Source organism: Bradyrhizobium sp. S3.2.6 (assembly GCF_040546885.1).
GTDB lineage: Bacteria > Pseudomonadota > Alphaproteobacteria > Rhizobiales > Xanthobacteraceae > Bradyrhizobium > Bradyrhizobium cytisi.
In genome coordinates, this window is record NZ_JBEPOS010000024.1 from 16,059 (window position 1) to 42,617 (window position 26,559).

The 26,559-nt window shown below is 63.6% G+C and carries 25 protein-coding genes; 10 read left to right on the plus strand and 15 right to left on the minus strand.

From position 1 onward, the window contains the following. Positions 1-9 precede the first annotated feature (9 nt). The 8 genes from ABID58_RS30705 to ABID58_RS30740 all read right to left on the minus strand — a co-directional run bounded on the left by ABID58_RS30705 (position 10) and on the right by ABID58_RS30740 (position 11,343). Entirely contained in the window at positions 10-804 is a 795-nt protein-coding gene (locus tag ABID58_RS30705; RefSeq protein ID WP_354036598.1) for an NUDIX hydrolase, read from the minus strand. Between the two features lie 4 nt (positions 805-808). Then, positions 809-1,762 carry a dihydrodipicolinate synthase family protein gene (locus tag ABID58_RS30710; protein WP_354036600.1) on the minus strand — a complete coding sequence of 318 codons (954 nt, stop codon included), beginning with the start codon at positions 1,760-1,762 and terminating at the stop codon, positions 809-811. 72 nt (positions 1,763-1,834) lie between these two features. After that, positions 1,835-2,713 (minus strand): SDR family oxidoreductase, encoded by an 879-nt coding sequence (locus tag ABID58_RS30715; RefSeq protein WP_354036602.1) that lies wholly within the window; start codon positions 2,711-2,713, stop codon positions 1,835-1,837. A 165-nt stretch (positions 2,714-2,878) separates the two neighbouring features. Further along, a complete protein-coding gene (locus ABID58_RS30720; RefSeq protein ID WP_354036604.1) occupies positions 2,879-3,739 on the minus strand; it encodes a MaoC family dehydratase in 861 nt (286 codons plus the stop codon). A 153-nt stretch (positions 3,740-3,892) separates the two neighbouring features. Beyond that, on the minus strand, positions 3,893-4,282 hold the full coding sequence (locus ABID58_RS30725) for a Zn-ribbon domain-containing OB-fold protein (RefSeq protein WP_354036606.1): 390 nt from the start codon (positions 4,280-4,282) through the stop codon (positions 3,893-3,895). Continuing rightward, entirely contained in the window at positions 4,282-5,439 is a 1,158-nt protein-coding gene (locus tag ABID58_RS30730; protein ID WP_060912572.1) for a thiolase family protein, read from the minus strand. Before ABID58_RS30730 ends, ABID58_RS30725 begins: the two co-directional genes overlap by 1 nt. Before the next feature lie 707 nt (positions 5,440-6,146). Beyond that, positions 6,147-7,562: a hypothetical protein gene (locus ABID58_RS30735; RefSeq protein ID WP_354036608.1), complete on the minus strand. Its 1,416-nt coding sequence runs from the start codon at positions 7,560-7,562 to the stop codon at positions 6,147-6,149. A 289-nt stretch (positions 7,563-7,851) separates the two neighbouring features. Further along, complete coding sequence (locus ABID58_RS30740; RefSeq protein ID WP_354036610.1) at positions 7,852-11,343, minus strand: indolepyruvate ferredoxin oxidoreductase family protein; 3,492 nt, start codon at positions 11,341-11,343, stop codon at positions 7,852-7,854. Between the two features lie 281 nt (positions 11,344-11,624). Here ABID58_RS30740 and ABID58_RS30745 point away from each other — a divergent pair, with 281 nt between their 5' ends. Beyond that, the gene (locus ABID58_RS30745) at positions 11,625-12,836 is read left to right on the plus strand and encodes a cytochrome c (protein ID WP_354036611.1); all 1,212 of its coding nucleotides are present in this window, start codon (positions 11,625-11,627) and stop codon (positions 12,834-12,836) included. A gap of 111 nt (positions 12,837-12,947) precedes the next feature. Here the strand turns inward: ABID58_RS30745 and ABID58_RS30750 are convergent, their stop codons facing one another. Next, positions 12,948-13,589, minus strand: a complete 642-nt coding sequence (locus ABID58_RS30750) for a trimeric intracellular cation channel family protein (protein ID WP_354036612.1) — start codon at positions 13,587-13,589, stop codon at positions 12,948-12,950. Positions 13,590-13,754: 165 nt separating this feature from the next. Here ABID58_RS30750 and ABID58_RS30755 point away from each other — a divergent pair, with 165 nt between their 5' ends. Further along, on the plus strand, positions 13,755-14,147 hold the full coding sequence (locus tag ABID58_RS30755) for a hypothetical protein (protein WP_148750373.1): 393 nt from the start codon (positions 13,755-13,757) through the stop codon (positions 14,145-14,147). Positions 14,148-14,310: 163 nt separating this feature from the next. Here the strand turns inward: ABID58_RS30755 and ABID58_RS30760 are convergent, their stop codons facing one another. From ABID58_RS30760 to ABID58_RS30770, 3 genes are read right to left on the minus strand one after another with little or no spacing between them, the layout of a single operon-like run. Next, the gene (locus ABID58_RS30760) at positions 14,311-15,120 is read right to left on the minus strand and encodes an isocitrate lyase/PEP mutase family protein (protein WP_354036614.1); all 810 of its coding nucleotides are present in this window, start codon (positions 15,118-15,120) and stop codon (positions 14,311-14,313) included. Between the two features lie 51 nt (positions 15,121-15,171). Continuing rightward, positions 15,172-15,522, minus strand: coding sequence for an antibiotic biosynthesis monooxygenase family protein (locus tag ABID58_RS30765; protein ID WP_354036616.1), 351 nt, complete (start codon positions 15,520-15,522; stop codon positions 15,172-15,174). 24 nt (positions 15,523-15,546) lie between these two features. Next, positions 15,547-15,855, minus strand: coding sequence for an NIPSNAP family protein (locus tag ABID58_RS30770; protein WP_209959875.1), 309 nt, complete (start codon positions 15,853-15,855; stop codon positions 15,547-15,549). A 167-nt stretch (positions 15,856-16,022) separates the two neighbouring features. On the opposite strand from ABID58_RS30770, the gene ABID58_RS30775 reads away from it, so the two are divergent. From ABID58_RS30775 to ABID58_RS30785, 3 genes are all read left to right on the plus strand, one after another. Then, positions 16,023-16,721 carry an ArsR/SmtB family transcription factor gene (locus tag ABID58_RS30775; RefSeq protein WP_187434741.1) on the plus strand — a complete coding sequence of 233 codons (699 nt, stop codon included), beginning with the start codon at positions 16,023-16,025 and terminating at the stop codon, positions 16,719-16,721. Between the two features lie 106 nt (positions 16,722-16,827). Next, complete coding sequence (locus ABID58_RS30780; protein WP_354036618.1) at positions 16,828-17,835, plus strand: alpha/beta fold hydrolase; 1,008 nt, start codon at positions 16,828-16,830, stop codon at positions 17,833-17,835. Between the two features lie 209 nt (positions 17,836-18,044). After that, positions 18,045-18,290 carry a GCG_CRPN prefix-to-repeats domain-containing protein gene (locus ABID58_RS30785; RefSeq protein ID WP_128966804.1) on the plus strand — a complete coding sequence of 82 codons (246 nt, stop codon included), beginning with the start codon at positions 18,045-18,047 and terminating at the stop codon, positions 18,288-18,290. Positions 18,291-18,425: 135 nt separating this feature from the next. Here the strand turns inward: ABID58_RS30785 and ABID58_RS30790 are convergent, their stop codons facing one another. After that, on the minus strand, positions 18,426-18,719 hold the full coding sequence (locus tag ABID58_RS30790) for a twin-arginine translocation signal domain-containing protein (protein ID WP_148750435.1): 294 nt from the start codon (positions 18,717-18,719) through the stop codon (positions 18,426-18,428). 341 nt (positions 18,720-19,060) lie between these two features. On the opposite strand from ABID58_RS30790, the gene ABID58_RS30795 reads away from it, so the two are divergent. Next, positions 19,061-21,019 (plus strand): alpha/beta hydrolase domain-containing protein, encoded by a 1,959-nt coding sequence (locus ABID58_RS30795; protein WP_354036620.1) that lies wholly within the window; start codon positions 19,061-19,063, stop codon positions 21,017-21,019. A gap of 198 nt (positions 21,020-21,217) precedes the next feature. Further along, positions 21,218-21,865, plus strand: a complete 648-nt coding sequence (locus ABID58_RS30800) for a glutathione S-transferase family protein (RefSeq protein ID WP_354036621.1) — start codon at positions 21,218-21,220, stop codon at positions 21,863-21,865. Between the two features lie 80 nt (positions 21,866-21,945). Here ABID58_RS30800 and ABID58_RS30805 read toward each other — a convergent pair whose 3' ends face one another. Next, the gene (locus ABID58_RS30805; protein WP_354036622.1) at positions 21,946-22,293 is read right to left on the minus strand and encodes a hypothetical protein; all 348 of its coding nucleotides are present in this window, start codon (positions 22,291-22,293) and stop codon (positions 21,946-21,948) included. 103 nt (positions 22,294-22,396) lie between these two features. Beyond that, positions 22,397-23,929, minus strand: a complete 1,533-nt coding sequence (locus tag ABID58_RS30810; protein ID WP_354036623.1) for an acyl-CoA carboxylase subunit beta — start codon at positions 23,927-23,929, stop codon at positions 22,397-22,399. Positions 23,930-24,078: 149 nt separating this feature from the next. Between ABID58_RS30810 and ABID58_RS30815 the strand changes: the two genes are divergently transcribed. From ABID58_RS30815 to ABID58_RS30825, 3 genes are all read left to right on the plus strand, one after another. Further along, on the plus strand, positions 24,079-24,483 hold the full coding sequence (locus ABID58_RS30815) for a DUF4260 domain-containing protein (RefSeq protein ID WP_148750363.1): 405 nt from the start codon (positions 24,079-24,081) through the stop codon (positions 24,481-24,483). A 163-nt stretch (positions 24,484-24,646) separates the two neighbouring features. After that, positions 24,647-25,243: a hypothetical protein gene (locus tag ABID58_RS30820; protein ID WP_354036659.1), complete on the plus strand. Its 597-nt coding sequence runs from the start codon at positions 24,647-24,649 to the stop codon at positions 25,241-25,243. A 70-nt stretch (positions 25,244-25,313) separates the two neighbouring features. Next, positions 25,314-26,306, plus strand: coding sequence for a dienelactone hydrolase family protein (locus ABID58_RS30825; protein ID WP_354036624.1), 993 nt, complete (start codon positions 25,314-25,316; stop codon positions 26,304-26,306). The last annotated feature ends 253 nt before the right edge of the window (positions 26,307-26,559 follow it).

The window sequence follows — 26,559 nt, forward strand, 5'->3', positions numbered from 1 at the left end:
CGAACTGTGTCAGCCGACCGCGCCGACCTCGAACACTTCGCCGTCATAGCCGGCCTCGCGGGGGATGCGGAGCTGGCGGCCGCTCTCGGTCTTGGTCATTACCGGCATCACCGTGACGATCGACATACCCTTGGCATGATCTAGCGCGGCGCTCACGCTGCCTTGCTTGGCAAGCCGGATCAGGTTGCGCGTGGTCGGGAACGGCAGCTTGAAGCGGCCGCTTTCGCCGCCCTCCACAGCCTCGCGTGCCGACACCCAGATCGAGTCGGTAGACTCGCGGCCGTCATGCGCGCCGAGCTGGTCGGGCGGCGCTGCCGCGAGGAAGAACCAGGTGTCAAAGCGCTTCGGCATGCCTTCCGGCGTGATCCAGTGCGCGTAGGGCACGAGCGTGTCGAGCGCGAGCTGGAGGCCGTTGTCGGCCAGGATGCTCATGAAACTGATCTTGTGCTCGTTGAGCGCGACGCGATGCGCATCGGCGATCTCGCCGGCGCGCCTGGCATCAACGGGCGTGTTCGAGCCCTTCGACCGCGCCAGCAGGATACCGCTTTCCTCAAACGTCTCGCGGATCGCGGCGATACGGAAGCCGCGATCGGATTCGCTCAGGCCCTCGCCGCCCGAGTAGAGGTCGGACCGCTTGACGATCTCCTGATCGCCGGCATCGACGCTGCCGCCGGGAAACACCAGCGCGCCCGAGTTGAACTCGATCTGATGATGGCGGACCATCATGAAGACCTCAACTTCCTTTGCTGCGTCGCGCAGCAGGAGGATCGTCGACGCGGGACGCGATGCTGATGTCTCGGGCATTCAACTAACCTGCGGCACTCGATTGCGGGCCGAGATTGGCGCGCTTGTCGACGCGGGCGACGCGCGACAGCAGGTAGTCGACCTCCGCCTTCGCCGCCGGCGTGATGGTCGCGCCGGGCTTGCGCTGGGCGCTGGAGGCGATGATGCCGCGCTTCTGCAGCACGTGCTTGCGCACGGCAAGGCCGGCACCCGGCTGCTGCTCGTAGCGGATCAGCGGCAGATGCGCGTCGAACAGATCATGCGCCGCATCGCGCTTGCCGGCCTTGGAGAGGTTCACGACGTCGATCAGAAGCTCGGGAAAGGCGTAGCCGGTCATGGCGCCGTCGGCGCCGCGCTCCATCTCGAAATCCAAAAAGAGACCGCCATTGCCGCAGAGGATCGAGAGCGGACGGAGCGAGCCGTCCTTCTGGAAATTGCGCAGGGTCGAGATCTTTTCGAGACCCGGCCAGTCCTCGTGCTTGAGCATCACACAGTTCGCATTGTCGGTGACGATCTTGCGGATCACGGCCGGCGTGAACACCACCTGCAAGGTCAGCGGATAGTCCTGGAGCACCCAGGGCACGTCGGGACCGATCGCCTCGGCCGCCTGCTTGTAATAGCCGATGATCTGGTCGTCGGTGCGGAGCGAGGGCGGCGGCGCGATCATGACGCCGGCGGCGCCTGCGTCCATCGAGGCCTTCGCCAGCGAGCGCATGGTGGCAAAGCCCGGCGCGGAGACGCCGACGATCACCTGCATCTTCTTGGCGCGCTTGACGAAGCGCACCGCCACCTGCTCGGCCTCGGCAGCATCGAGCTTCGGCGCCTCACCCAAAATGCCCAACACCGTGACGCCGTCGCAGCCGACCTCCTCGTAGAAATCGGTCAGGCGGTCGATCGAGCGCTCGTCGATCCTTCCGTCATCGTGGAACGGCGTCGGCGCGATTGCGAAGGTGCCCTTGGCGTCGGCGGTCAGTTTCATCGTCTTACCTTGTCTCTCTCTATTCGTCATTCCGGGATGGCCCGAAGGGACAGGCCCGGAATGACAGTGTGGCTAAAACCGCCGCGCACCCATCCTGATCTGCTCCTCGGAGAAGAAGATCTCCTTGGCATGATCGGCGATGTCCTGGGCGTTCCAGCCCGAGTGCGGCGGTTTCCAGCCTTCCATCTCCATCATCCGCATTTCGCGCACGCCGCGGGGCCCGGACACGCCCAGCACCTTGCCGGTCTGGTCGCCCGACAAGTCGCTGACCATGTATAGCACGGCCGGCGCGATGCCGTCCGGCCCCAGCGCCGCCGAGGGGTTCTCCTTATAGCGGGGCAGGTCTGCGGTCATGCGGGTCAGCGCGCCCGGGGCCAGCGTCCAGACCCGGATGTTGTACTTCCGGCCCTCGATCGCCAGCACATTGGACAGGCCCCAGATGCCGCCCTTGGCCGCGCCGTAATTGCTTTGGCCGAAATTACCGATCAATCCCGAGGTCGAGGAGGTGTTGACGATGACACCACCACCATTTTCCCGCATCCAGCGAAACACCGGCATGGTGCAACAGAAGGTGCCCTTCAGATGCACCTTGATGACCTTGTCCCAGTCGGACTCGCTAGCCTTGGCAAAGGTCTGGTCGCGCAAGATGCCGGCATTGTTGACGAGGATGTCGGCGCGGCCGAAGTGCTTGATGGCGTCGTCGAACACCGACTGGCCGCCTTCCATGGTCGAGATGTCGGCACCATTCGCGACCGCCTTGCCGCCCTCCGCCTTGATCGCGTCCACCACGAGCTGCGCCATCGACTTGTCGGCGCCGGAGCCGTCGCGGGGCCCGCCGAGGTCGTTGACGACGACCGAGGCCCCTTCCCGCGCGAACAGCTTTGCATAGGCTTCACCGAGCCCCCCGCCCGCGCCGGTGACCAGCGCAACCTTGCCGTCGAGTAGTCCCATGGTGGCTTCTCCCTGCTTTTGTTATTTTGTGTCCCGGACGCGATGCAGCGTGAAACGCTGTTTCGCAGCGCCGGGACCCAGTTCTTCCTTGGGCGGCTCTGGGCCCCGGCTCAGCAGCGCACCGCTGAAGGAGCGCTGCGCTGCGTCCGGGGCATGAGAGTCCCCCTAACCTAAGACCGTCTTGCCGTTCTTGATCACGGTGACGCCACGCGACTTCACCTTGGCTTCGAACGAGATCGTGTTGCCGTCCTTCCAGAGCTCCATGGTCACGGTCTCGCCGGGATAGACCGGCGAGGAGAACCGCGCGACGTGCTGGCGGAACGCGCTGGCGTCGTAGTCGGCATAGGTCTGCAGCACGCCGCGGCAGGTGATGCCGTAGGTGCACATGCCGTGCAGGATCGGACGCGGGAAGCCGGCCTTCTTCGCAAACTCCGGATCAGAATGCAGCGGATTGCGGTCGCCGCAGAGGCGATAGATCAGCGCCTGGTCAGGGCGCGTGACGATGTCGATGGTCTTGTCGGGCGCGCGCGAGGGAATCCTGTGCGGATCTGGCTGGGTCAGGTTCGGACCGCCGAAGCCGCCATCGCCGCGCGCGAAGCGCGAGGCAACCAGCGTGGCGAGCTTCTCGCCCTTCTCGTTCTTCAGCACGGTCTGGTGGCTGATGACGACGCCCTTATCCTTGCCCTTGTCGTAGACCTCGACCACGGAGGAATCGGCGGTGATGTTGGCGGCGACCGGCAGCGGCTGGTGGAAGGTGATGTCGCGCTCGCCGTCGACCACCATGACGCGGTTGAGATTCATTTCGCCCGGCCCCGCGCCCCACGCGGCGACGGAAGCGAAGGTCGGCACCACCTTCAACGGCCGCGGCGTGAGCGTGCCTTCGTTGACGAAGGCGAGCTCGTTCTCGTCCATGGGATCAGCGCCGAGCCCGATGCCGTAAGCGTAGAGCATGACGTCGCGATCGCTGTAGACATATTTCTGGCCGATGTTTTTGAGGCCTTTGAGTTCTTCGTATCTGGCGGACATTTTGTTGGTTTCCTCCCGGTGGTTTCTCATCCTCATGGTGAGGAGGCGCTCTTGCGCCGTCTCGAACCATGAGGATGCCCGAAACGCTTCTTTGTCGTGGCCATCCTTCGAGACGCTTGCTTCGCAAGCTCCTCAGGATGAGGACCGTGCTAGCTAGGCCGGCGTGAAGAACGGCAGCGGGGCGCCGTCGGTCGGCTTGAACACCACCTTCACCTTCTGGCCGATCTTGAGCTTCTCGAGATCGCAGTCGACGAAATTGGTCTGCACCGACGGGCCCTCCTTCAGCGTGACGTAACCGATCGCATACGGACCGGTCGGCGACTTCCGCATCAGGCTCCAGGTGTAAATCGTGCCTTCGCCCGAGGCCTCTTCCCACACCGTCTTGTCGGAATAGCAGAACGGGCAGATCGAGCGCGGGAAGTAATGCGCTTCGCCGCAGGCCGTGCAGCGCTTGATCATGAACTTGCCGCGGCTGGCCGCGTCCCAGAACGCCGCGGTCTCGGCGTTCGTGACCGGGGCCGGGTATTTTTTTGCATCTACCATCACACGCGCTCCAGAATGGCCGTCGAGGCGGCGTGGCGAACGCCCAAAAGGCCGCCGGTGCCGTGGGCGATGGCGAGATCGCAATTCTTGACCTGCACTTTCGGATGCGCCTCGCCGCGCAACTGCCGGACGGCCTCGATGATCTTGGTCATGCCGCCGCGGTTGACGGGATGGTTGCTGCAGAGGCCGCCGCCGTCGGTGTTGAACGGCAGCTTGCCGACGCCCGAGATCAGATTGCCGTCGGCGACGAACTTGCCGCCCTCGCCCTTCTTGCAGAAGCCGAGGTCCTCGAGCTGCATCAGCACCGTGATGGTGAAGCTGTCATAGATCGAAGCGTATTTGATGTCCTTCGGCGTGATGCCGGCCTCCTCGAACGCGCGCGGGCCGGACCAGATGCCGGCGGAGTAAGTGAGATCGAGATCCTTGCCGCCGCGCGGACCCTTCATCGCCTCGCCATGGCCGATCAGCTTGACCAGCGGCTTCTTCAGGCTCCTGGCGATTTCGGGCGTCGTCACGATCAGCGCGCCGCCCCCGTCGGAGACGACGCAGCAATCCATGCGATGCAAGGGATCGGAGATCATCGGCGAGTTCAGCACGTCCTCGACGGTGACGACGTCCTTGAGCATCGCATGCGGATTGTATTGCGCATGATGCGAGGCCGCGACCTTGATCCAGGCGAGCTGCTCCGAGGTGGTGCCATAGTCGTGCATATGGCGCATGGCACACATGCCGTAGGCATTGTGCGTGGTCGCGCCGTAAGCGGACTCGAAATCGGCTTCCGCGCCGGCCGCGCGCGGCGGCATCACGCCGGTCCGCGGCTTGCCAGCCAGCGTGATCAGCGCGATCGAGCACTTGCCCGCCGCGATCGCCTCAGCCGCGTGGCCGAGATGGATGATGTAGGAACAGCCGCCGGTCTCGGTCGAGTCGACGTGGCGGAGCTTCTTGGTGTTGAGGCCGAGATAATCGACCATCGGCCAGGCGCCGCCGGGCGCGTCGCCCGCGCAGAAATAGCCGTCGACATCGTCCTTGCTGAGCCCGGCATCCTCGATCGCGCCCTTCGCGACCTCGGCGTGGAGCTGGGCGGTGGATTTGTCCGGCGCATGCCGGGTCGGGTGTTCGTAGATCCCGGCAATGTAGGCCTTGCCCTTGATGGTCAAAACAGAGGTCTCCGCTCGCGTTTCTTGTTGCTTCGTTTTTCTGAACCGCACTGGGCGGATTGGCAAGCGCGGAAATATTCCGTCGGGCGAGAGGGTAGCGGGTTGGCGCAAGTGGCGGATGCTCTCGTGTCCCGGACGCGCTGCAACGCTTCAGCGTTGCTGCGCAGAGCCGGGACCCATGCGGCTACGTCCTCGTTGCGAGATGGGCCCCCGGCTCTGCAGCGCACCGCTAAGAAGCGCAGCGCTGCGTCCGAAGCAAAAGAGACTGAGCAAAATCCTAAAGGTGTTTTGCCCGACGGCACAAGCGATTTTTCGTTTTTATCGAAGATAGTCCGCTTTCACGAAAACAACCCCATGCACAGTAGAACGGAGGTTGATTTTCCAACAGAAAATGTGGGCGGTCTTGTTGTCCTCACCACAACGGATTTCAGCCATCGTAGGTCGGCAAAGCGACTTGTCCGGCGTAACTCGAAGAGCGAAGGCGGAAGCGTGCCCATCTCTTTTGGTGCGTTCCAGGTGAGATGGTGGGCACGGCGCTTTGTGCCTTTGCCCACCCTACGAGACCGCCCTACTCGGCCGCGATCTGCCTCGGTACGGACGGCGGGTACGCCAGGTCGCCGACGAGCTGGGCATACAGGCCTTTGCATCCGCGATCACCTCTTCGCTAGCCCGTAGCCGCAGATGCGGAGCGGAAATCAAGCGCACGACTAACTACGATTTGGTATTCCGAACTGTTCAGTGACAGAGCCAGAAACGAAGAAAGCTAGAGAGATCGCCAACCCCAGCACACCTTGATACCAATAGAAGTGATCAAAAGACGGCAAGTAGCACTCGTACAAGAGATCGCAAGCTCCGAAGCTGACCCCGACTGCAACGCTAGTGATCAAAGCTAGAAGCGTTATGTCGGCGCCAAGGTCTCGCAACTTCAAGAAAACGCCAAATGCGACGATCGGCACAAGCGAGTAAAGAAACGCTCCAATATGGATACGCGCATAAGCTAAAGAAAAATCCTGCTGACCTTGCGCTGCCGCGATTGACGCATCAACCAAATTGAACAGCTCAAATACAATAAATGCCGCAATGCATTGAATAGCAGCGACAGCCGCGAATGCCGTCAAACCATTCTCCTCTCGCCTGTATGCCCGCCTCCGAACCGGATACATATTGAGCGCAAGCATGAGAGGAAAAACAAACCCGAGCGTGAACTTTAGCACGTAGCGTATTACATCGAACCAAGTATCCTGACCGACAGGGTTAGGCCAATGCAGATAGCTCGGTACGACCGAGTGGAACAGCGGGACCACCACCACATAGACACCCATAAAGATGGTGAAGAGTACCGAGGCAATTGCCAGATGCGTCAGATCCAACCTGAAGCTTCCGTGATCAGATACCTCAATTCCTAGCCGCTTACGAAATTCATCTAAACTTGCGACTAAGCCACTCTCTCGTATCGACTTCCGGTTTAGCCAAACAACTTGATATGCGATACGCATTTCCCCCTCATTTCCAGCATACAACTCCGGAAGAGGCGCCTCAGAAAACTTCTTCTTCAAATCGGCGGCCAAGCGATCGAAGTCCCCCCTGTACTTCTTTTGCAGTTCGCGCGCTGTATCAATCGCAGCCTCATCTAATATCTTGTATAGCCCAGAAGCATTTAGAATTAGATCCCGACAAACGACGAGGATTTTTCTTACCTTTGCCGCGAATAAGAAGAGGAAGAATCCCAAGACAGACAACGGCTCAAGCCAGGAAGGGAAGTCGTCTTCGAATATCTTCTTAATTTGTGCCTGACTTTCAGCCGGGAATTTCTGTTTGAGCCAATCCACCAGAAGGTGCTGTATGTCGGTCAAAAATGCACCCGCGTTAAGTGCGAGTGCCGCATATAGAATCGCCAAGGATCCAGCGAAGAAAAAACTGATTGCCGTAAACCAACGGGCCGAGACAACCTCGTCCAAGGAAAAGAAGCTCGAAGGGCTCCGTATGTCGCTCTTCCGCTTGTCTCGCAGAAGTCCGACCATCAGCAGGTAGACTATCGCGCAGCTACCGAGCGTAACAACGACTTTGCCGAAATTGCTCTGAAGCCAACCGAACAAATCCCAGAGAAGCGAAAATATAGTCATCGCGCCTCTCGAACCAAACTAACGACATCGGCCGTTATAACACTCTGCAAACGCAGGTGCTGTCACTACAGAAATCGTGGATGCAGCGAGCAGAAGGCTCAAAACAAAAAATACCCGGGCCATGTAAGAAATTCCCTGCTGAGAATAGTGACCCATATATCACTAACGGAACCATCACACCACCTAAAATTTTTATTCCAATCGCGATCAACCCTCAGGAAGAGGTCGTCAAGGCCAGATCGAACTGCCCTTATCCGCGGGAGCCGACAAAAAATGCGTCGGGACTTTCCTACTCCGCCGCGATCTGCCTCGGCGCCGGCGGCGGGCTCGCCAGGTCCGCGGCGAGCTGGGCGTAGCGGGCCTTGGCGTCCGCCACCGCCTTCTCCTTCACCGGACCGTAGCCGCGGATGCGGTCCGGCAGTGACAACAGCTCGACCGCGGTGTCGATCGTGAGCGGCGACAGCAGGCCGAGCACGGTGGCGACGTCCTTCTCGTAGCCTGTGATCAAATCGCGCTCGAGCTTGCGGTCGGCGCTGCGGCCGAAGATGTCGAGTGCCGTGCCGCGCAGGAACTTGAATTTTGCCAGCACGCGGAATGCCTTCAGCATCCACGGGCCGAAGGCACGCTTCTTCGGGCGGCCGAGCGCGTCGACGCCGCGGCTGAGGATCGGCGGGGCCAGGTTGAAGCTGAACTTGAAGTCGCCCTCGAACTGGTCGCGGAGCTGTTTTTCGAAGGCGCCATCGGTGAAGAGCCGCGCGACCTCGTACTCGTCCTTGTAGGCGAGCAGCTTTGCGTAGTTGATCGCGACCGCACGCGGTAGCGCCTCGTCGTAGCCGCCCTGCTTGGCGGCGTCGCTGACCTGATCGACCAACTTGCGATAGCGTTTGGCCAGGCGGCCGTTCTGGTAGGCGGCGAGATGCTTGGCGCGATGCGCGATGACCTCGTCCAAGGTCATTGCATCCAACGTCTCGGGCGCGACCGCCTCGTCCGTCCCCTTCAGCATCTCGGCGAGGCGCGCGGGGTCCGCGACCGCGAGGCGGCCGAGGCGGAAGGCTTCCTTGTTCATCTTGATCGAGACACCGTTGACCTCGATCGCCTGCTCGATCGCCTCCGCCGACAGCGGCAGCAGGCCCTTCTGATAGGCAAAGCCCATCATCATCATGTTGGTGGCGATGCTGTCACCCAGCAGCTGCTCGGCCGGCTTGGTGAAGTCGAAGAAGACGGAGTCCTTGTGTAGCGCCGTTTCCAAAAGCCCGTTCAGCTTGCGGGTCTGGAAGTTGAAGTCGCGGTTGAGGACGAAATCGGCGGTGGGAATGACGTGGCTGTTGATGATGCCGCGGGTGCGGGTGGTGTCGCAGAGCGAGATCGTATCCTTGGCGACCGCGACCACCTCGTCGGCGGCGAGCACGACATCGGCGGTGCCGGTGACGATGCGCGAGCACGTCACTTCCGCCGGATGATCCGACAGGCGGACGTGGCTGAGCACCGCGCCGCCCTTCTGCGCGAGGCCGGACATGTCGAGGATCATCGAGGCCTTGCCCTCGATATGCGCGGCCATGCCGAGCAGTGCGCCGATGGTGAGCACGCCGGTGCCGCCAACGCCGCCGACCGCGATGTTGTAGGGCTTGTCGAGCGTCGGGCGCGAGGCCGGCTCCGGCAGCGCGCCGATGTCAGCGAGCTCGGCCGGCGCGCGGTGGCGCGGCGCGCCGCCATCGATGGTGACGAAGGACGGGCAGAACCCCTTGAGGCATGAATAGTCCTTGTTGCAGGACGACTGGTTGATGGCGCGCTTGCGGCCGAACTCGGTCTCCAGCGGCTCGACCGAGATACAGTTCGACTGCACCGAGCAGTCGCCGCAGCCCTCGCACACGGCCGGGTTGATCATGACGCGGCGCGCCGGATCCTCCATCAGGCCACGCTTGCGGCGGCGGCGCTTCTCGGCGGCGCAGGTCTGCACGAAGACGATGGCCGAGGTGCCTTTGTAGTCCCGGCACATCTTCATGACGTTGTCGAGCTCGTCGCGGTGATACTTCTTCACGCCGGGTGCGATGGTGCCGGCCGGATAAGTGTCGGGCGCTTCCGAGACCAGATAGATCTCGCGAATGCCCTCGGCATGGAGCTGGAAGGTGATCTGCTGCGGCGAGAGATCGCCGTCATGACGCTGGCCGCCGGTCATGGCGACGGCGTCGTTATAGAGGATCTTGTAGGTGATGTTGGTCTTGGAGGCGACCGCCTGCCGGATGGCGAGAAGGCCCGAGTGGAAATAGGTGCCGTCGCCGAGGTTGGCGAAAATGTGGTTCTCGTTAGTGAAGGGCGCGATGCCGACCCACGGCACGCCCTCGCCGCCCATATGCGTAAAGGTCTCGGTCGAGCGGTCCATCCACAGCGCCATGAAGTGGCAGCCGATGCCGGCCAGCGCGCGGCTGCCTTCGGGGACTTTCGTCGATGTGTTGTGGGGACAGCCGGAGCAGAAGTAGGGAGTGCGGGAGACAGGCGCTGTCGCCTGCATCTGGGTGGCCTGGCGGCCATTGAACCAGTCGGCCTTGGCGCGGAGCATCTCCGCGATTTCAGGATTGAGATTAAGTCGAAGGAGACGTTCGGTGAGCGAGGTCGCAAGCGAGGCGACGCTGAGCTCGGCCGAGAAGGTCAGGAAGCGCTTGTCGTGCTCGTCCATCTTGCCGACGATGCGCGGACGGACGTCATCGCGCCAGTTGAACAGCTCCTGCTTGACCTGGTTCTCGACGATCTCGCGCCGTTCCTCGACGATGAAGATCTCCTCGAGCCCGACCGCGAATTGCCGCACGCCTTCCGGCTCCAGCGGCCAGGGCATGCCGATCTTGTAGAGGCGAAGACCGATCCTGGCGGCGACCTGCTCGGTAATCCCGAGCTCGCGCAGCGCCTGGCGGACGTCCTCGTAGCTCTTGCCCGAGGCCATGATGCCGAAGCGGGCGTTCGGCGAATCCATGGTGACGCGGTTGACCTTGTTGGCGCGCGCAAAGGCGATCGCGGCAAAGCCCTTGTAATCCTGCAGGCGCCGGTCCTGCTCGAAACGGTCGTCGGGCCAGCGCAGATTGAGCCCGCCGGGCGGCAGCTCGAAATCGGGTGGGATGATGAAAGGCTTCATCTCGTCGGTGAGGTCGATCTCGGCGGTGGTCTCCACCGTCTCGGTGATCACCTTCATGCCGACCCAGCACCCCGAATAGCGCGACATCGCGATACCAAGCAGGCCCATCTCGATCATCTCGTGGATGCTCGAGGGATAGAGATACGGCATCAGCGCCGAGATGAAGGCGTGGTCGGACTGATGCGGGACGGTGGAGGATTTTGCGCCGTGGTCGTCGCCGGCGAGGCACAGCACGCCGCCGTTCTTGGCGGAGCCGGCCGCGTTGCCGTGGCGAAACACGTCGCCGCTGCGATCGACGCCGGGGCCCTTGCCGTACCAGATACCGACGACACCGTCGTATTTGGCGCCGGGCGAGAGGTTGAGCTGCTGCGAGCCCCAGACGGCGGTCGCCGCCAGATCTTCGTTCACGCCGGGCTGGAACTTGATGTTGTACTGCTCGAGATGCTTTCGCGCCGCGAAGAGCTGCTGGTCGTAGCCGCCGAGCGGCGAGCCGCGGTAGCCGGAGATGAAGCCCGCGGTGTTGAGGCCAGCGGCACGGTCGCGGCGGATCTGGGCCATGGGCAGGCGGACCAGCGCCTGGATGCCCGTCGTGAAGATATGGCCGGTGTCCTGGGTGTATTTTTGATCGAGACTGATCGGACCCTGGTTGATGCCCATGTTGTCCTCTTTGCCGCCCTGCTCAGGCCTTGCTCATTAAGCCGTTGCCTGCCCGTCGTTTTCAGCTAGGGCGCGCCGACCACCGCCGCCACTCTATGTCGGATATTTGACGCGGCGCATCACAAATCTGGGCCTTCGGCGGCGACGGGAAAAAAACGCAATTTCGTGGCCGGAAAGGCATGGCGATTTTCAGTTTGTGTCACCATAGCCCGGCGTCGCGAAACGACGTGCCGCCCGTATGATGCGAATGGGCTGATGAGTCGCAGCAAGAAGGGTCGACGATGCGGAGGATTCTGGTTGGCCTGGTCTTGTGCAGTGCGGTTGCGGGTGCAGCCGTTGCCGCTGAGCCATCGCCCGAGCTGATCGCCTACGGCAAGACATTGGTCGAGGCCGGCAACTGCGCCGGCTGTCATACCGCCGATCCCGCCAAGCCGTTTGCGGGCGGCAAGCGCATCGACACGCCTTTCGGCGCGATCTATGCGCCGAACCTGACGCCGGACCGCGACACCGGGATCGGCGCCTGGCAGGATGCCGATTTCACCCGCGCCGTGCGCTACGGCATCGCGCCGGACGGCTCGCTTTACTACCCGGCCTTCCCCTACCCCTACTTCACCAGGATGACCAAGGACGATACGCTGGCGATCCGGGCCTATCTCGGCACCCTCGCGCCGGTCGCCAGCCGCAACAAGCCGCCGGAGCTGCGCTGGCCGTTCGGCTATCGCGGCTTGATGCGGGCCTGGAATTTGCTGTTCTTCACACCCGGCCTGTTCGAACCCGACCAGAGCAAGAGCGCTATGTGGAACAGGGGCGGCTATCTCGTCACCGGGCTTGGCCATTGCGGCGCCTGCCACACGCCGAAGAACTATTTTGGCGCGGACAAGACCGTGCAGGCGCTGGCGGGCAGCGAGCTCGGCGGCTGGTACGCGCCGCGCCTCGATGGCGCCGCCCGCACCGGCCTGCAATCGTGGAGTGCGGACGACATCACCGAATATCTGCAGAGCGGCCGCAACGCGAGGAGCCACGCCGACGGGCCGATGGCGGAAGTGATCGTCAATTCGACCTCGAAGATGAGCGATGCCGATGTGCGCGCCATGGCAGCGTATCTGAAGGACCTGCCGCCGGTACGCCGCGAGCCGAAGGTGACGCCGCCGGATGAGGCCGAGATGAAAGCCGGCCAGGCCATCTACGCGAAACTCTGCATCGCCTGCCATGAAGCCGACGGCTCCGGCGCGCCGCGGATCTACCCGCCGCTGCCGGCCAACGCGCTGCTGCAATCGATCAACCCGTCCTCCACCCTGCGCATCATCCTCGACGGCGCCCACACCGTGACAACGCCGCGGGCGCCGAACACCGGCGAGATGCCAGGCTACGCCAGGCAATTGTCCGACGACGAGATCGCGGCGGTGACGAACTACATCCGCAATTCCTGGGGCAATGCCGGCCCGCTGGTGACGCCCGCACAAGTGGCCAAGGCACGCGGACAGCAGCCGTAGCTCTCCTCCGTCATTGCGAGCGCAGCGAAGCAATCCAGAATCTTTGCGCGGCGGCGGTCTGGATTGCTTCGCTGCGCTCGCAAAGACGTGGATAGAGCGGTGAATAGAGCCTCACTCCTCATCGCCCGTGAACGCGAATTTCGGCATATCCCATTTGTAGCGCACCGCGAGCAGGCGAAAGCTGATGCCCAGCACGAAGGTCAAAATGGTCCAGAGCTCGGCGTTGAGATTGAGGCCGAAAGCGGTGGCATAGAACAGCCCCGTCACCACCGAGACGCTGGCGTAGAGCTCCGAGCGGAACAGCAGCGGCACGTCATTGCAGAGCACGTCGCGCAACACCCCGCCGGCGCAGCCCGTCACCATGCCGGAGACGATGACGATCGGCAGCGAAGCATCGATCTGCCAGGCGATGTCGCAGCCGGTCATGGTGAAGACGACGAGGCCGATGGCATCGAGCACGATGAAGGCGAGCTTGAACCGGTGCACAAGCCGGGCGAACAGGATGGTGACGAAGGCGGCGCTGCCGGCCAGCGCGAGATAGATCGGGTTTTGCACCCAGGCCAGCGGATAATGCCCGAGAAAGAGATCGCGCAGCGTGCCGCCACCGAGCGCGGTGATGCAGCCGAGGAAGCAGACACCTAACCAATCCATGCTGCGGCGGCCAGCCGAGAGTGCAGCCGTCATGGCCTGCGCGGCGACCGCGACCAAGGAGAGGAAATGCAGCACGGTATCGCTCGGCGGCAGGCTCCACATCGCTTTGTTCCCTCAGTCCCGCAGTGGAACCTATGTCGGGGTTCCCGGATGAACAGGTTCCTGATTCCCGATGCGAGGCAACATACGACGAAAGCATAAAGGGACGCGGAACAGAATCTCGCATCTCCGGGTTGTCTCGCCGCAATAATCGAGGAGACCCAATCGATGGCTGACGACCGTTTTCCCAACGATCCGTATCGCCCGAACTTCGCCGACGATGAGTATCTTCGCGCGGCACGCCGGGACGCCGACCTGCAGGCCGATCCCGAGCTTGGCGAGGGCCCCGCCTCCAGCGGCAAGGTTGCCCTGTTTGCCGTGGCCGTCGCCTTGATACTGGGCGCCGTGTTCTACGGGCTGAATAATACCAGCACCAGTAACCAGGCGAGTAACGCGCCGGCAAACCAGACCGCACAGCAGGCGCCGCCGACCAACCCGGCTGCGCCTCCTGGCATGCGTGACGCGACCCCGCGCAACAACACCGCGCCGGGCGTGACCACCGGTGCGGCGCCAAGCAAGCCGGCCCCGGATACTCAGGCACCGTCGGACGGCGCCAAGTAATGCACCACTGTCATCGCCCGGCTTGACCGGGCGATCCGGTACTCCGAGACGGCAGCGATTGATCGATAGGCCTCGGCTTACTGGATGCCCCGCCTTCGCGGGCATGACGTCGAGCGAACGCGAGAGCGGCGGGACACAACATCCCGCCGCTGTTTGTTTCTACCTAGCTGAACATCTTGTTCAACTCGCCGCCGGGATAACCGGTTGCGAGCTCGGCAAACGTCCCCTTCTCCGCCATCTCCTTTGCGGCGCGCATGAACCCGCCCCAGGCGGCGCGGGCGAGCGAACCGCCGACGCTGATGCGCCGGACGCCGAGATCCTCGGCTTCCTGCAACGACAGGCCGGAGCCGCCGATCAGCAGGTTGAAAGGTTTTGGTGCGACAGCCTTCACCACTGCTGCGATGTCCTCGCGCGTCTTCAGACCCGGCGCGTAAAGACAGTCGGCGCCGGCATCTGCATAGGCCGTGAGTCGATCGATGACGAGCTTGAGATCGGTCACGCCCCATAAGAACGCTTCGCAACGGCCGACCAGCAGCGTGCCGCTGTCGCCGATTGCCTTGCGCGAAGCCTTGATACGCTCGATCGCAAGTGCGCGATCATAGATCGGCTTGTCCTTGTCGCCGGTGGAATCCTCGATCGACAGGCCCGCGACACCGGTGCGCACGCCGCGCGCGACATTGTCCGCGACCTTGTCCGGCTCGACCGCAAAACCGCCCTCGAAATCCGCATTCACGGGAATGTCGACGGAGGAACTCAATGCCGCCAGATGTTGACAGACGTCCTCGACGGTGACGCGGTTGTCGGCCTTGCCGATGGTCCAGGCAAAGCCTGCGCTCGACGACGCGATTGCCTTGAAACCGAGATGCTGCAACGCCTTGGCGCCGCCGACATCGACCGGATTGGGCAGGATGAAGCAGCCGCTCTCGTGCATCTTCCTGAAATTCGCGCGCTTGTCAGCAGTTGTCACATGCATGTTTCTCTCCCTTGTTGGCCGCGCAGAGATAGGCACACGCGCCCACGAGCGCTAGTGCGCGTCGTGCACGGTGCGGCTGTCCTTTGGCGCCTGCGCGCGATCATTCATGCCGTAGTCGCGGATGACGCTGGCAATGCGCAGATGATAGTCGGCGAAAATCTGCGCCCTGCCCTTGGCCTGCGTACGGCGGTGCTCCATCGTGTTGCGCCAGGCTTGCACCGCGACCTCATCCCGCCAGAATGACAGCGACAGGACCTTGCCGTTCTCGGTCAGGCTTTCGAAGCGCTCGACCGAGATGAAGCCGTCGATGGTTTGCAGGATCGGCTTCAGATCGGCCGCGAGGTCGAAGTAGTCCTGGCGATGTTCCGGCTTGGGCCAGACTTCGAAGATCACGGCGATCATGGGCGGCTCCTTATCGTTGATGGCCTACACTACCACCTTGCGCAGGAAGGTGCGCTCTTCCGCGAGGATGAATTTGTTGTCCTCGGCAAAATGGAAGTTCGCCATGCCATCGGCATCCTGCCGCAGCCGCGCACGATAGGCCTCATAAGCTGCGAGACTCTCGAAGCTGATCAGCGCGAACGCGATATTGTTGGTGCCCTCATGCGGCATGAAGTAGCCGATCAGGTCGCCGCCGCATTTCGGGATGATGGTGAGCCAGCGTTTCGAGTACTCCTCGAACTGCGCGCGCTTGAACGGATCGAGCTGGTAGCGGATGAAGACGGTGACGGACATGTGGGGCTCTCCTGATGTTTCCTCCGTCATTGCGAGCGCAGCGAAGCAATCCAGGAATCCCTCTGCAGGGACAGTCTGGATTGCTTCGTCGCTGCGCGCCTCGCAATGACGAGTTGGTGAAAAGCTACGCCCTTGCCCGACCGCAATGCTTCGGCTATCATCGAAGCATGAAATCAGGCCCCGACATCGCCATGGTCGCCGCGCTGGTCGGCGATCCCGCCCGCGCCAACATGCTCACGGCGCTGATGAACGGCCGCGCGCTCACCGCAAGCGAGCTCGCGCAGGAGGCCGGCATCACGCCGCAGACCGCGAGCTCGCATCTTTCAAAGCTCGAGGCCGGCAGGCTGGTCGAGCCGGAGAAGCAGGGCCGCCACCGTTACTACCGCCTCACCGACGACGACGTCGCCGGCGTGCTCGAAGGCCTTGCCGGCCTTGCGGCGCGCACCGGGCACATGCGGGTGCGCACCGGGCCGAAGGATCCGGCGCTGCGGCGCGCGCGGATCTGCTACGACCACCTTGCCGGCGATCTCGGCGTGCAGATGCTGGATAGCCTGCGCACGCGAAACCTGGTCAAGCAGAAGAAGCAGGAGATCGAGCTGACCGCCGAGGGCGAGCGCTTCCTCGCCAAGAATTTGCAGATCTCGACCGATATGCTCAGCCATCCGCGCCGCCCGGTGTGCAAAGCCTGCCTCGACTGGAGCGAGCGGCGTCACCATCTCGCCGGCACACTAGGTGCCGCGATCATGCAGCGTTTCGCCGAGCTGAAATGGGCCGCGCGCGACGCCACGCCCGGCAGCCGCGTGGTGAATTTTACCCGCACCGGCGAGAAGCAGTTTGCGGCGCTGTTCGGCGGCGAGAAGGAGTGATCACGCACACAATTGCGTGTGAGCTTCCACTCTCATGATGGCCGGGCTTGACCCGGCCATGCACGCGCTTATGCGAATGGTCATTCCGTGACCGTCAGAGACCTCCATGATCCGCATCCTCCCGGCCGTCCTCGCCGCCACCCTGCTCGCTTTCCCACTCGCCACCCGCGCGGCCGACACGCCCCAACGCGAGCCCTACGGCATCGCGCTCGAAGGCTTTGCCTATCCCTATCCCGTGCACCTGCTTCCGGTCGTCAATGACGGCGAGCAGCTCAGCATGGCCTATATGGACGTAGCGCCGGCGCAGCCGAACGGCCGCACCGTGGTGCTGCTGCACGGGCGCAATTTTCCGTCGAGCTATTGGGCGTCTGTCATCAAGATGCTCAACGACGCCGGTTATCGCGTCGTGGTGCCGGACCAGGTCGGCTTCGGCAAATCATCCAAGCCTGTGGGCGAGCTGCATTTCGACACGCTGGCGCGCAACACCATTGCGCTGCTCGATCACTTGGAGATCAACAAGGCAGATGTCGTCGCCCATTCGCTCGGCGGCATGCTGGGCGTGCGCATCGCCCGCGCCTATCCTGATCGCGTCGCCCATCTGGTGCTGACCGCGCCGATCGGGCTGGAAGACTACCGCCTCTACGTGCCGCCGACGCCGACCGAGAAGATGATCGAGACCGAGGACAAGCTTACCGCCGACGGCTATCGAAAACAGCTCCAGACCAATTACGCGATCAAGCTGCCGGGCGATGCGATCACGCCGTTCATCGACGCCCGCTTCAATATCAAGGGCAGCCCGGATTATCCGCGCTGGCTGCGCGCCTTCGTCTCTTCGGGCCAGATGATCTATCGCGAGCCGGTCGCGCACGAGATTCCGCTGATTACCGAGCCGACGCTGTTCATCATGGGCGCCGATGACCACAACGCACCGGGCCGGCCCAACGCACCGGAGGCGCTGCGGCCGAAGATGGGGCAGAACGCCGAGCTGGCAAAAGCGTTCGCGGCGAAGATGCCGAACGCGCGGGCTGAAGTCATTCCGGACACGGGCCACCTCGTCTTCCTGGAGGCGCCGGAGAAGTACCGGGAGTTGGTGCTGGGCTTTCTCGGCCGCTAGCTAGCGCCATTCATGTCGCGCAAGGCCGTACGCAGCGAATATTCATGCCGCATTCAGGTCATGATTGGCAGGTTTGGATCGCGCCGTGCCGACATGTCGCAAAAATTAACATGTCGAATCGTATCTTTTGATTCATTGTGCGCCACAAGCGCGCAAACCCTACAATCTACCCCCATAAACTTGCCCCGAAGGACGAGAAGGAAGATCAAATGAAATATCTGTTTGCCGCCGTGATGCTCGCCAGCGCGGTCGTCGGCTTCAGCGAGGCGGCCAGTGCCGCCGGTGGTTGCGGCCCAGGCTGGTACCGCGGTCCCTATGGCGGCTGCCGTCCGATGCGCGGCCCGGTCGTCGTAGCCCCGGGCCCGGTCGTAGTCGCTCCGCCGGTCGTCGTCGTGCGTCCGCGCGTGTGCCCCTATGGCTTCCGCTGGTACGCCGGTCGCTGCCGCCCATTCTGATCTCTCGCACTTGCGAAATGGCCGCGCGGCGAAAGCTGCGCGGCCTTTTTTGTTGAGAGGCTTGGCCCATAGCAATTCGCCCATAGCAAAAAGGGGATCGCAATCGCGATCCCCTTTTTCAGTCCAGGCGCGGCGTTACCAGCGACGCCAGTGGCGGCGGTGCCAGCGACGGCGCCAGCCCCAATGACGATGGCGCCAGCCCCAGTGCCGGTGATGCCAGTGGCCGTGGCCCCAGCGCACCTGCTCCGGCTTGAGTTGGGCTGCTTCCTCGCTGCTGGTGACGGCAGGATGAGCGTCCGGATTGCCTTGCGGCATGCGGGGATCACCGAGCATTTGGGGCGCCAATGGCGCCGCCTGTGCGGCGGCCGTGAACGTGGCGGCACCGGCCGCGACACTCAAAGCTAGCTTCAAAAAACTCCGGCGCTCCATGACATGTCCTCCGCTTGGTCGATCAAGTGATGCAAAGGAAGTGTCGGGCTCGCGACATGAACTGCTGCTGAATCGCGCGTTCAGGTTCATTGCAAAGGCGACGGGAGCGCGTCCTACTTCGCAAATTCCTGCGCCAGCACCAGCGTCTCGCGCGAACGCTTCAATGTGACGAAGGCGGCGCGCTTGCTGGCATCGGCGACAATGGCGCGGACGACGAAGTCGGCGGCGGGCATCGGATTTCCTCCTGTTGTTTGGCCAGAGCATAGCTGGTTATAGTGCCGGCAACAAAAAGCCCGCGCGACGGAACATGAAGAGCGCGCGACATCGGGGAAGGACCGGCCATGCGCAGGATCATCACGGGCATCATCGCGATCGCCAGCGTCTTCCCCCTCGCTGCGCGCGCCGAGATCGTCCGCTTCGACATCACGGAACGCGTGCCCGCCTTCTCGGGGCGCAGCTTTGGCAGCGTCGGCACCTATGAGCGCATCACCGCGCGCGCGACCTTCGCGCTGAACCCGGCCGACGACCGCAATGCCGTCATCACCGATCTCGCACTCGCTCCGCGCAACGCCGACGGCAAGGTCGAGGCCACCGCCGACGTCGTGATCCTGCGTCCGACCGATCCGACCCACGGCAACGGCACGCTGCTGCTGGACGTGCCCAATCGTGGCAGAAAGCTCGCGCCGCAATTGTTCGACGATTCCGCCCAGCCCGGCGCCAACAATGCGGACAAGACCGAGGATGCCGGCATCGGCTTCCTGCACCGGCAAGGCTACACGATGCTCTGGGTCGGCTGGCAGGGCGACATCCTCTCCAAGCCGGGACAACTCGCGATGGCCGCACCGGTGCTCAAGGGCGTCACCGGCCCCGCGCGCGAAGAAGTCGTGTTCGACAACACGACCAGCCCGGTGCGCGCGACGCTGACCTGGCCCGCTGCGGATGCAGCCAACCTCAAGGTCACTGTGCGCGCCGCCTGGGCCGATCCGCGGCAGACGCCGCCCGGCCTCTCCGCCAAGCTTATTGATCCCTCCACGCTGGAGATCTCCCGGCCCGACGGCTTTGACGCCGGCGCGCTCTACGAGATCACCTACACCGCGCACGATCCGGTGCCGCTCGGCATGGGCTATGCCGCCGTGCGCGACGTCGTCAGCTTCCTTCGCCACGACGAGACGCAGGCCAACCCGCTGCTCGACGGCCTGCATCCGTCGGTCAGCCGCGCCATCGGTTTTGGCGTCTCGCAATCCGGCCGCTTCCTGCGCGACTTCGTTTATCTCGGCTTCAACGAGGATCTCCAGGGGCGCATGGTGTTTGATGGACTGATGCCGCATGTCGCCGGCACGCGGCGGATGGCGACCAATGTCCGCTTCGGCCTGCCCGGCCGCAACCCGCGCCACATGCAAGACCCGGCGTGGCAGGCCGACCTCTTCCCCTTCACCTACGCAACACTGAGCGATCCTTATTCCGGCAAGACCGACGGCCTCTTGCGCCGCTGCTCGCTCTCGGCGACCTGCCCGAAGGTGATGCAGACCGACAGCGAGCACGAATGGTGGGCCTCGCACGCCTCGCTGCTGGTCACCGATCTCTCCGGCAATCACCTCGACCTCCCCGACAATGTCCGCGCCTACATGATATCAGGCACACCGCATTTCGCCGAACCCAGCGATGTCATGCGCAAGGGCCTGCCCGCGATGTCGCTGCCGCAGAATCCGATGCATGCGGGCGGGCCGATGCGCGCGCTGCTCACCGACCTCAACGCATGGATCAGCGACGGCACAAAACCGCCCGCAAGCCGCGTCCCCATGCGCGCCCACGGCACGCTGGTAGCCGCGCAAGGCGCGGTGCCGACGGACATCCCCGGCCTGCCCTATGCCGGCATCCATACGCTGGCCGCCTTCTCCGACCAGAGCGTGCTGCCGCCGAAGGAGATCGGCCGCTATCCCGTGTTCGTGCCCAAGGCAGACGATGACGGCATGGCGATCGCGGGCATTCGCCAGCTCGCGCTCGCCGTACCGCGCGCGACCTACACCGCCTGGAATCCGCGCGCGACAGGATTCGGCCCAACCGCACTCTATCCATTGCAAGGCGCGGTGGTGCCGTTCGCACCGACCGAAGCGGCGCGCAAGGAAGTGCACGATCCCAGGCTGTCGATCGCGGAGCGCTATGCCGATGACGGCGCGTATGTGGCGGCGGTAAAGCGTGAGGCGGCAAGGCAGGTGGCGGAGCGGATATTGCTGCCGGAGGATGCGGAGCGTGCGGTGGAGGCGGCGAAGCAAGGCAAGCTGGCGAAGCTCGGGCAGTAAGCAAAGCCCAGTGCCCCCGTAGGGTGGGCAAAGCGGGAGCGTGCCCACCTCTTCTGACACCGGCCAACAGATGGTGGGCACGGCGCAGTTGCGCCTTTGCCCACCCTACCGGTCTTTGCCTGCGGAGAAAAACGGTCTCACGCTGTCGGAACGCGCCCGCTCCATCCGTCCTATGCCAAGACACCACGGAGACACGGCATGCCCGACCTCACCCTGACCACCTTCGACTGGGTTCCCGAGCCCCCGCGCGGTTTCGTGCGCGACCTTCGCGTGCGCTGGGCCCTGGAAGAAGCCGCCTTGCCCTATCGCGTCGCGAGCGTCCCGTTCCGCGCCAGAGACGCCGAGCACTTCGCGCACCAGCCGTTCGGCCAGGTGCCGTGGCTGACCGACGGCGACCTCTCCATCTTCGAGAGCGGCGCGATCCTGCTGCATCTCGGCGAGCGCAGCGCCAAGCTGATGCCCGCCGATCCCCGCGGTCGCAACGAGGCGACGGAATGGTTGTTCGCAGCGCTCAACTCCGTGGAGATGGCAAGCCTGCCCTGGTCGCTTTTCAAGTTCACCGGCAACGACGATGGTTCGCCTGCCGTGAAGTTCTTCGACGACTTCCTGAGGGCCCACCGGCTCAAGCACCTCGAGCCGGTGCTTGCGGGCCGCGAGTGGCTGGCGGGGTCCTTCTCCGTCGCCGACATCCTGATGTCGGACGTGCTGCGCCTCGTCGATCGCTTCGACGGGCTGTCGGACAGTCCTGCCTGCCGCGCCTACGTGGCGCGAGCAACGGGCCGCCCCGCTTTCGCGAAGGCCCATGCGGATCAGATGGCGCATTTCGCTGCGGCAGACGAAATATAGTGCCCGGTTAGCCCATTTCATCACGAACCGGCGATTGGCCGTCCGAGGTGAAACGATCGCGGCTGGCGCGCAGCGGCGCCTCACATCAGCTTGAGCGGCGCGTCTTCGACCACGTGAAGGTCGATCCTGGCGATCAATTGCGCACGAAGCGCTTCCGCGGCGTGGAGTGCGTCATCCGTCTGCCGCAACGTGCTGACGTTCGAGCCGAGCGAGACGATGCCGCCGAGGATCAAGGCGATCGAGCCGAGCGCCGCGGTTTGACCAAATCCAAACACCCCTAGGATCGTGATCAACAGCAGAGCCGCACCGCTGGCGATGGCGATCCTGGACGCCAGGATGTATTTCCGGCAGCGTTCCGCGATCTCGGCGAGTGCCTCGATCCGCGCTTCGATGTCGGAGATTTCGTCGGTCGGATCGTCTTCGGTCATTGGATCGAGCATGCCGATGGTAGGGCGGATTAGGCGCAGCCGTAATCCGCCGCATTCAGATAAGTTGGCGGGTTACACTTCGCTAACTCGCCCTACGCTTCCCTCACAACGGCAGATTGTCGTGCTTCTTCGCCGGCGTTTCCACCTTCTTATCCCTGAGCATCGCCAGCGCCCGCGCGATCCGCTTCCGGGTCGAGTGCGGCATGATGACGTCGTCGATGTAGCCGCGCTCGGCGGCGATGAAGGGTGACAGGAAGCGGTCTTCGTATTCCTTGGTGCGCGCGGCGATCTTGTCGGGGTCGCCGATGTCTGAGCGGAAGATGATCTCGACCGCGCCCTTGGCGCCCATCACCGCGATCTGGGCGGTCGGCCAGGCGTAGTTCATGTCGGCGCCGATTTCTTTGGAGGCCATGACGTCGAAGGCGCCGCCATAGGCCTTGCGGGTGATGATGGTGACCAGCGGCACGGTGCACTGCGAGTAGGCGAACAGCAGCTTGGCGCCGTGCTTGATCAGGCCGCCATATTCCTGGCTCGTACCCGGCAGAAAGCCCGGCACGTCGACGAAGGTGACGATCGGGATGTTGAAGGCGTCGCAGAAGCGAACGAAGCGCGCGGCCTTGCGCGAGGCATCGCTGTCGAGCACGCCGGCCAGCACCATCGGCTGATTGGCGACGAAGCCGACGGTGCGGCCTGCGATACGGCCGAAGCCGGTGACGATGTTCTTGGCAAAACTGTCCGCGATCTCGAAGAAGTCGCCCTCGTCCACGACCTTCAGGATCAACTCCTTCATGTCGTAGGGCTTGTTCGGATTGTCGGGGATCAGCGTATCGAGCGACATGTCGATACGGGCGGTGTCGTCAAAGCTCGGCCATTCCGGCACGCCGTCGGTGTTGTTCGACGGCAGGAAGTCGATCAGCCGGCGCATCTGCAGCAGCGTCTCGACGTCGTTCTCGAAGGCGCCGTCCGCGATCGAGGAGCGCGTGGCGTGCACCGAGGCGCCGCCGAGCTCTTCGGCGGTGACGACCTCGTTGGTCACGGTCTTCACCACGTCGGGGCCGGTGACGAACATGTAACTGGTGTTCTTCACCATGAAGATGAAGTCGGTCATCGCCGGCGAATAGACGTCGCCGCCGGCGCAGGGGCCCATGATGACGGAGATCTGAGGGATCACGCCCGAGGCGAGCACGTTGCGGCGGAACACGTAGGAATAGCCGGCAAGCGCGGCGACGCCTTCCTGGATGCGCGCGCCACCCGCGTCATAGAGACCGATGATGGGCGCCCGCGCCTTCATCGCCATGTCCTGGAGTTTCGTGATCTTCAGCGCATGGGTTTCGGACAGCGAGCCCCCGAATACGGTGAAGTCTTTCGCGAACACAAAAGTCTTGCGGCCGTTGACGGTGCCCCAGCCGGTGACGACGCCGTCGCCGGGGATCTTGTTCTTCTCCATGCCGAACTCGGTGGAGCGGTGCTCGACGAACATGTCGAACTCCTCGAACGATCCCTTGTCGAGCAAGAGCTCGATGCGCTCGCGCGCGGTCAGCTTGCCGCGGGCGTGCTGCGCCTCGATGCGCTTCTCGCCGCCGCCGAGCTTTGCGCCGGCACGACGGTCTTCAAGGGCGTCCAGGATATTCTTCATTTGCTCCCGCCAGTTCTTGGCCTAAATGCGATTGCCGGGGGTTCTAACACGGCATTTTGTAAGCCGGAAAGCGGCTTTCGGCGCCGCAGGGCTGCCTTGCCGCAGCGTGAAAGCGCAAGGAATTACAAAGTTTTGCCTGGGAGGCGACCATGGACGAGCAAGCTGCCGAGACCGGGGCTGCGACAGGCGGCGTCAACATCCTGCTCCGCGTGGAGGGGCTGACCCTGTTCGTAGGGATGGTGATGCTTTACGCGGTCTGGGGCGGCTCCTGGCTGGTCTTTGCCCTGCTGTTTTTCGTGCCAGATCTGAGCTTCCTGGCCTATCTGTCCGACGCCAGATTTGGCGCGCTGGTCTACAACGCCGCCCACAGCTACATGGCGCCGGTGACGCTGATGACGCTGGGCTTCGGCTTCGCCTCGCCCCTCACCTTGTCCATCGCCTTGATCTGGCTCGCCCATATCGGCATCGACCGGGCGCTGGGCTATGGCCTGAAATATTCGGCCGGCTTCGGCTTCACTCATCTCGGGCGGATCGGCCGGCAGAAAGACGCCTGAGGCTTGCGCGCTTTAGCGGCGGGATGGCGGCCATTTTGTCGCCGCTGGCCGGTTGACCGGGCCTGCCGATTCAGGCTTGCTCCCCTTTCGATCAGGCGCCGAATGTTGCGTGAGCTCAGTCGGTACGGCGGCGGTCATCACGTCCGGCTGCAAGCATCACCTCATGTCCGCCACGGTCGTTCCCCTGCTTCCGAACAGCGCGTCCGAGACCACCGGTTTCCTGCGGCGGATGGCCAGCATGGTGTCGGGGCGGAACGGCGAGATGCTGCTGCGCGCGGCAAGCCTGATCGAGTCGCTGGCGCAGCGGGCGATGACGGCTGAGCGGCTCTATCACCAGCAACAGGAAGAGAACACGCGCCATGCCGAGCTGCGCGAGGCCGCCGAGCTCGCCTCCGACGCCATGGTCAGCCAGATCGCCGCACTGCGGGCGCAGCTTGCCGAGGTGACCTCGGTCGCAGCCGCCGAGCGGGCCACGTTCGACGCCGAGCGCGGCAAGCTGATCGGCCTGATGCAAAATGCGGAAAGCCATATTGGCAAGCTCTCGACCGAGCTCGACACGCTGCGCGCCTCCGTCGACAGCTTCAACGAGACCGTCGTATCCGTGCCGATCGAGGTGCTGCGGCTGGCGCGCACCCAGTTCGACTATCTCTCCAGCGGTTTTGCGCGGAAGGGCGACGTGATCTCACAGGCGATGAGCGAGATCGGCGGCTTCGCCATCGACCAGGCGCTGACCGCAGAGAAGACGGCCGACAAGGCTTGAGGCGCTCGCGCGCAAATTGACAGCGCGCACTCCCGTTGATCTACTTCCCGGAAATCATTGGGAGGATCCGATGCCGACGGCATTCCGCGTCGCTGCGGTCATCATCGCGCTCTGCGCTTCAGCCGGGCTCGCCGGCGCTCAATCGCTTCCCAAGGAAGCCGCTGCCAGAGTCGAGATCTTCCCGATCCCGTCCCTCACCCTCTCCGACCAGCAATTCCTCAGCGGCGATGCCGCGGCCGGCAAGCCGGTCACGGTTGCGGGCGAATTTCGCGTCGCGCAAGGGTCAGGCAAGATGCCGGTCGTGGTGCTGATGCACGGCTCGAGCGGCGTCGGCGCCACCACCGAAGCCTGGGTGCACGAATTCAACGCCATGGGCATCTCGACCTTCGTGATCGATGGTTTTACCGGCCGCGGGTTGACGGTGACGGGGCCGAACCAGGCCCTGCTCGGCCGGCTCAATCTGATCATCGACATCTACCACTCGCTGGAGATTTTGGCGAAGCATCCCCGCGTCGATCCTGACCGCATCGTGCTGATGGGTTTTTCACGCGGAGGACAGGCGGCTCTGTATGCGAGCCTCGACCGCTTCAACAAGCTCTGGAACAAGTCCGGCGTGCAGTTCGCGGCCTACATTCCGTTCTATCCGGATTGCTCGACGACCTATCAGACCGACACCGAGGTCGCGGCGCGCCCGATCCGCATCTTCCACGGCACACCGGACGATTATAATCCCGTGAAGAGCTGCAAGGCCTTCGTCGACCGGCTCAAGGCGGCCGGGCGCGATGTCGTGCTCACGGAATACCCCGACAGCGCGCACGGCTTTGACAGCGGCCTGCTCGGCGTCAACGCGGTTACGGTGTCGGCCAACGCGCAGACCGTGCGCAACTGCCACATCAGGGAAGGCGACAGCGGCGTGCTGATGAACGGCGATACGAATGCGCCCTTCACCTACAAGGACACTTGCCTCGAGCTCAACCCGCATGTCGGCGGCAACCCCGCGACCGCTGCCGAGGCCCGCAAGGCGGTGGTCGATTTCCTCCAGGCGCTGTTCAAGCTGGGGTAGCCGGACGCCGGTCTTCCGACGTACGCAGGGGGAAGCCGGGCATCGACCGCGCGGTCAAATCGTCTCGCCATCCAGCCGGACTTCCGTGGAACTCCGAGAAACCGCTTCGGGTTCCGCGCGTTGAAACGATCATCAATCGAGACAGGAGATCCTGCGATGTCTGGGTCAACTATCGCACGAGCAGGGTTAGTTGTGGTGACGTTGTGCCTCCCCTTTGGTACGGCCAGCGCCGCATCCCCCTTCGCCGCCATGG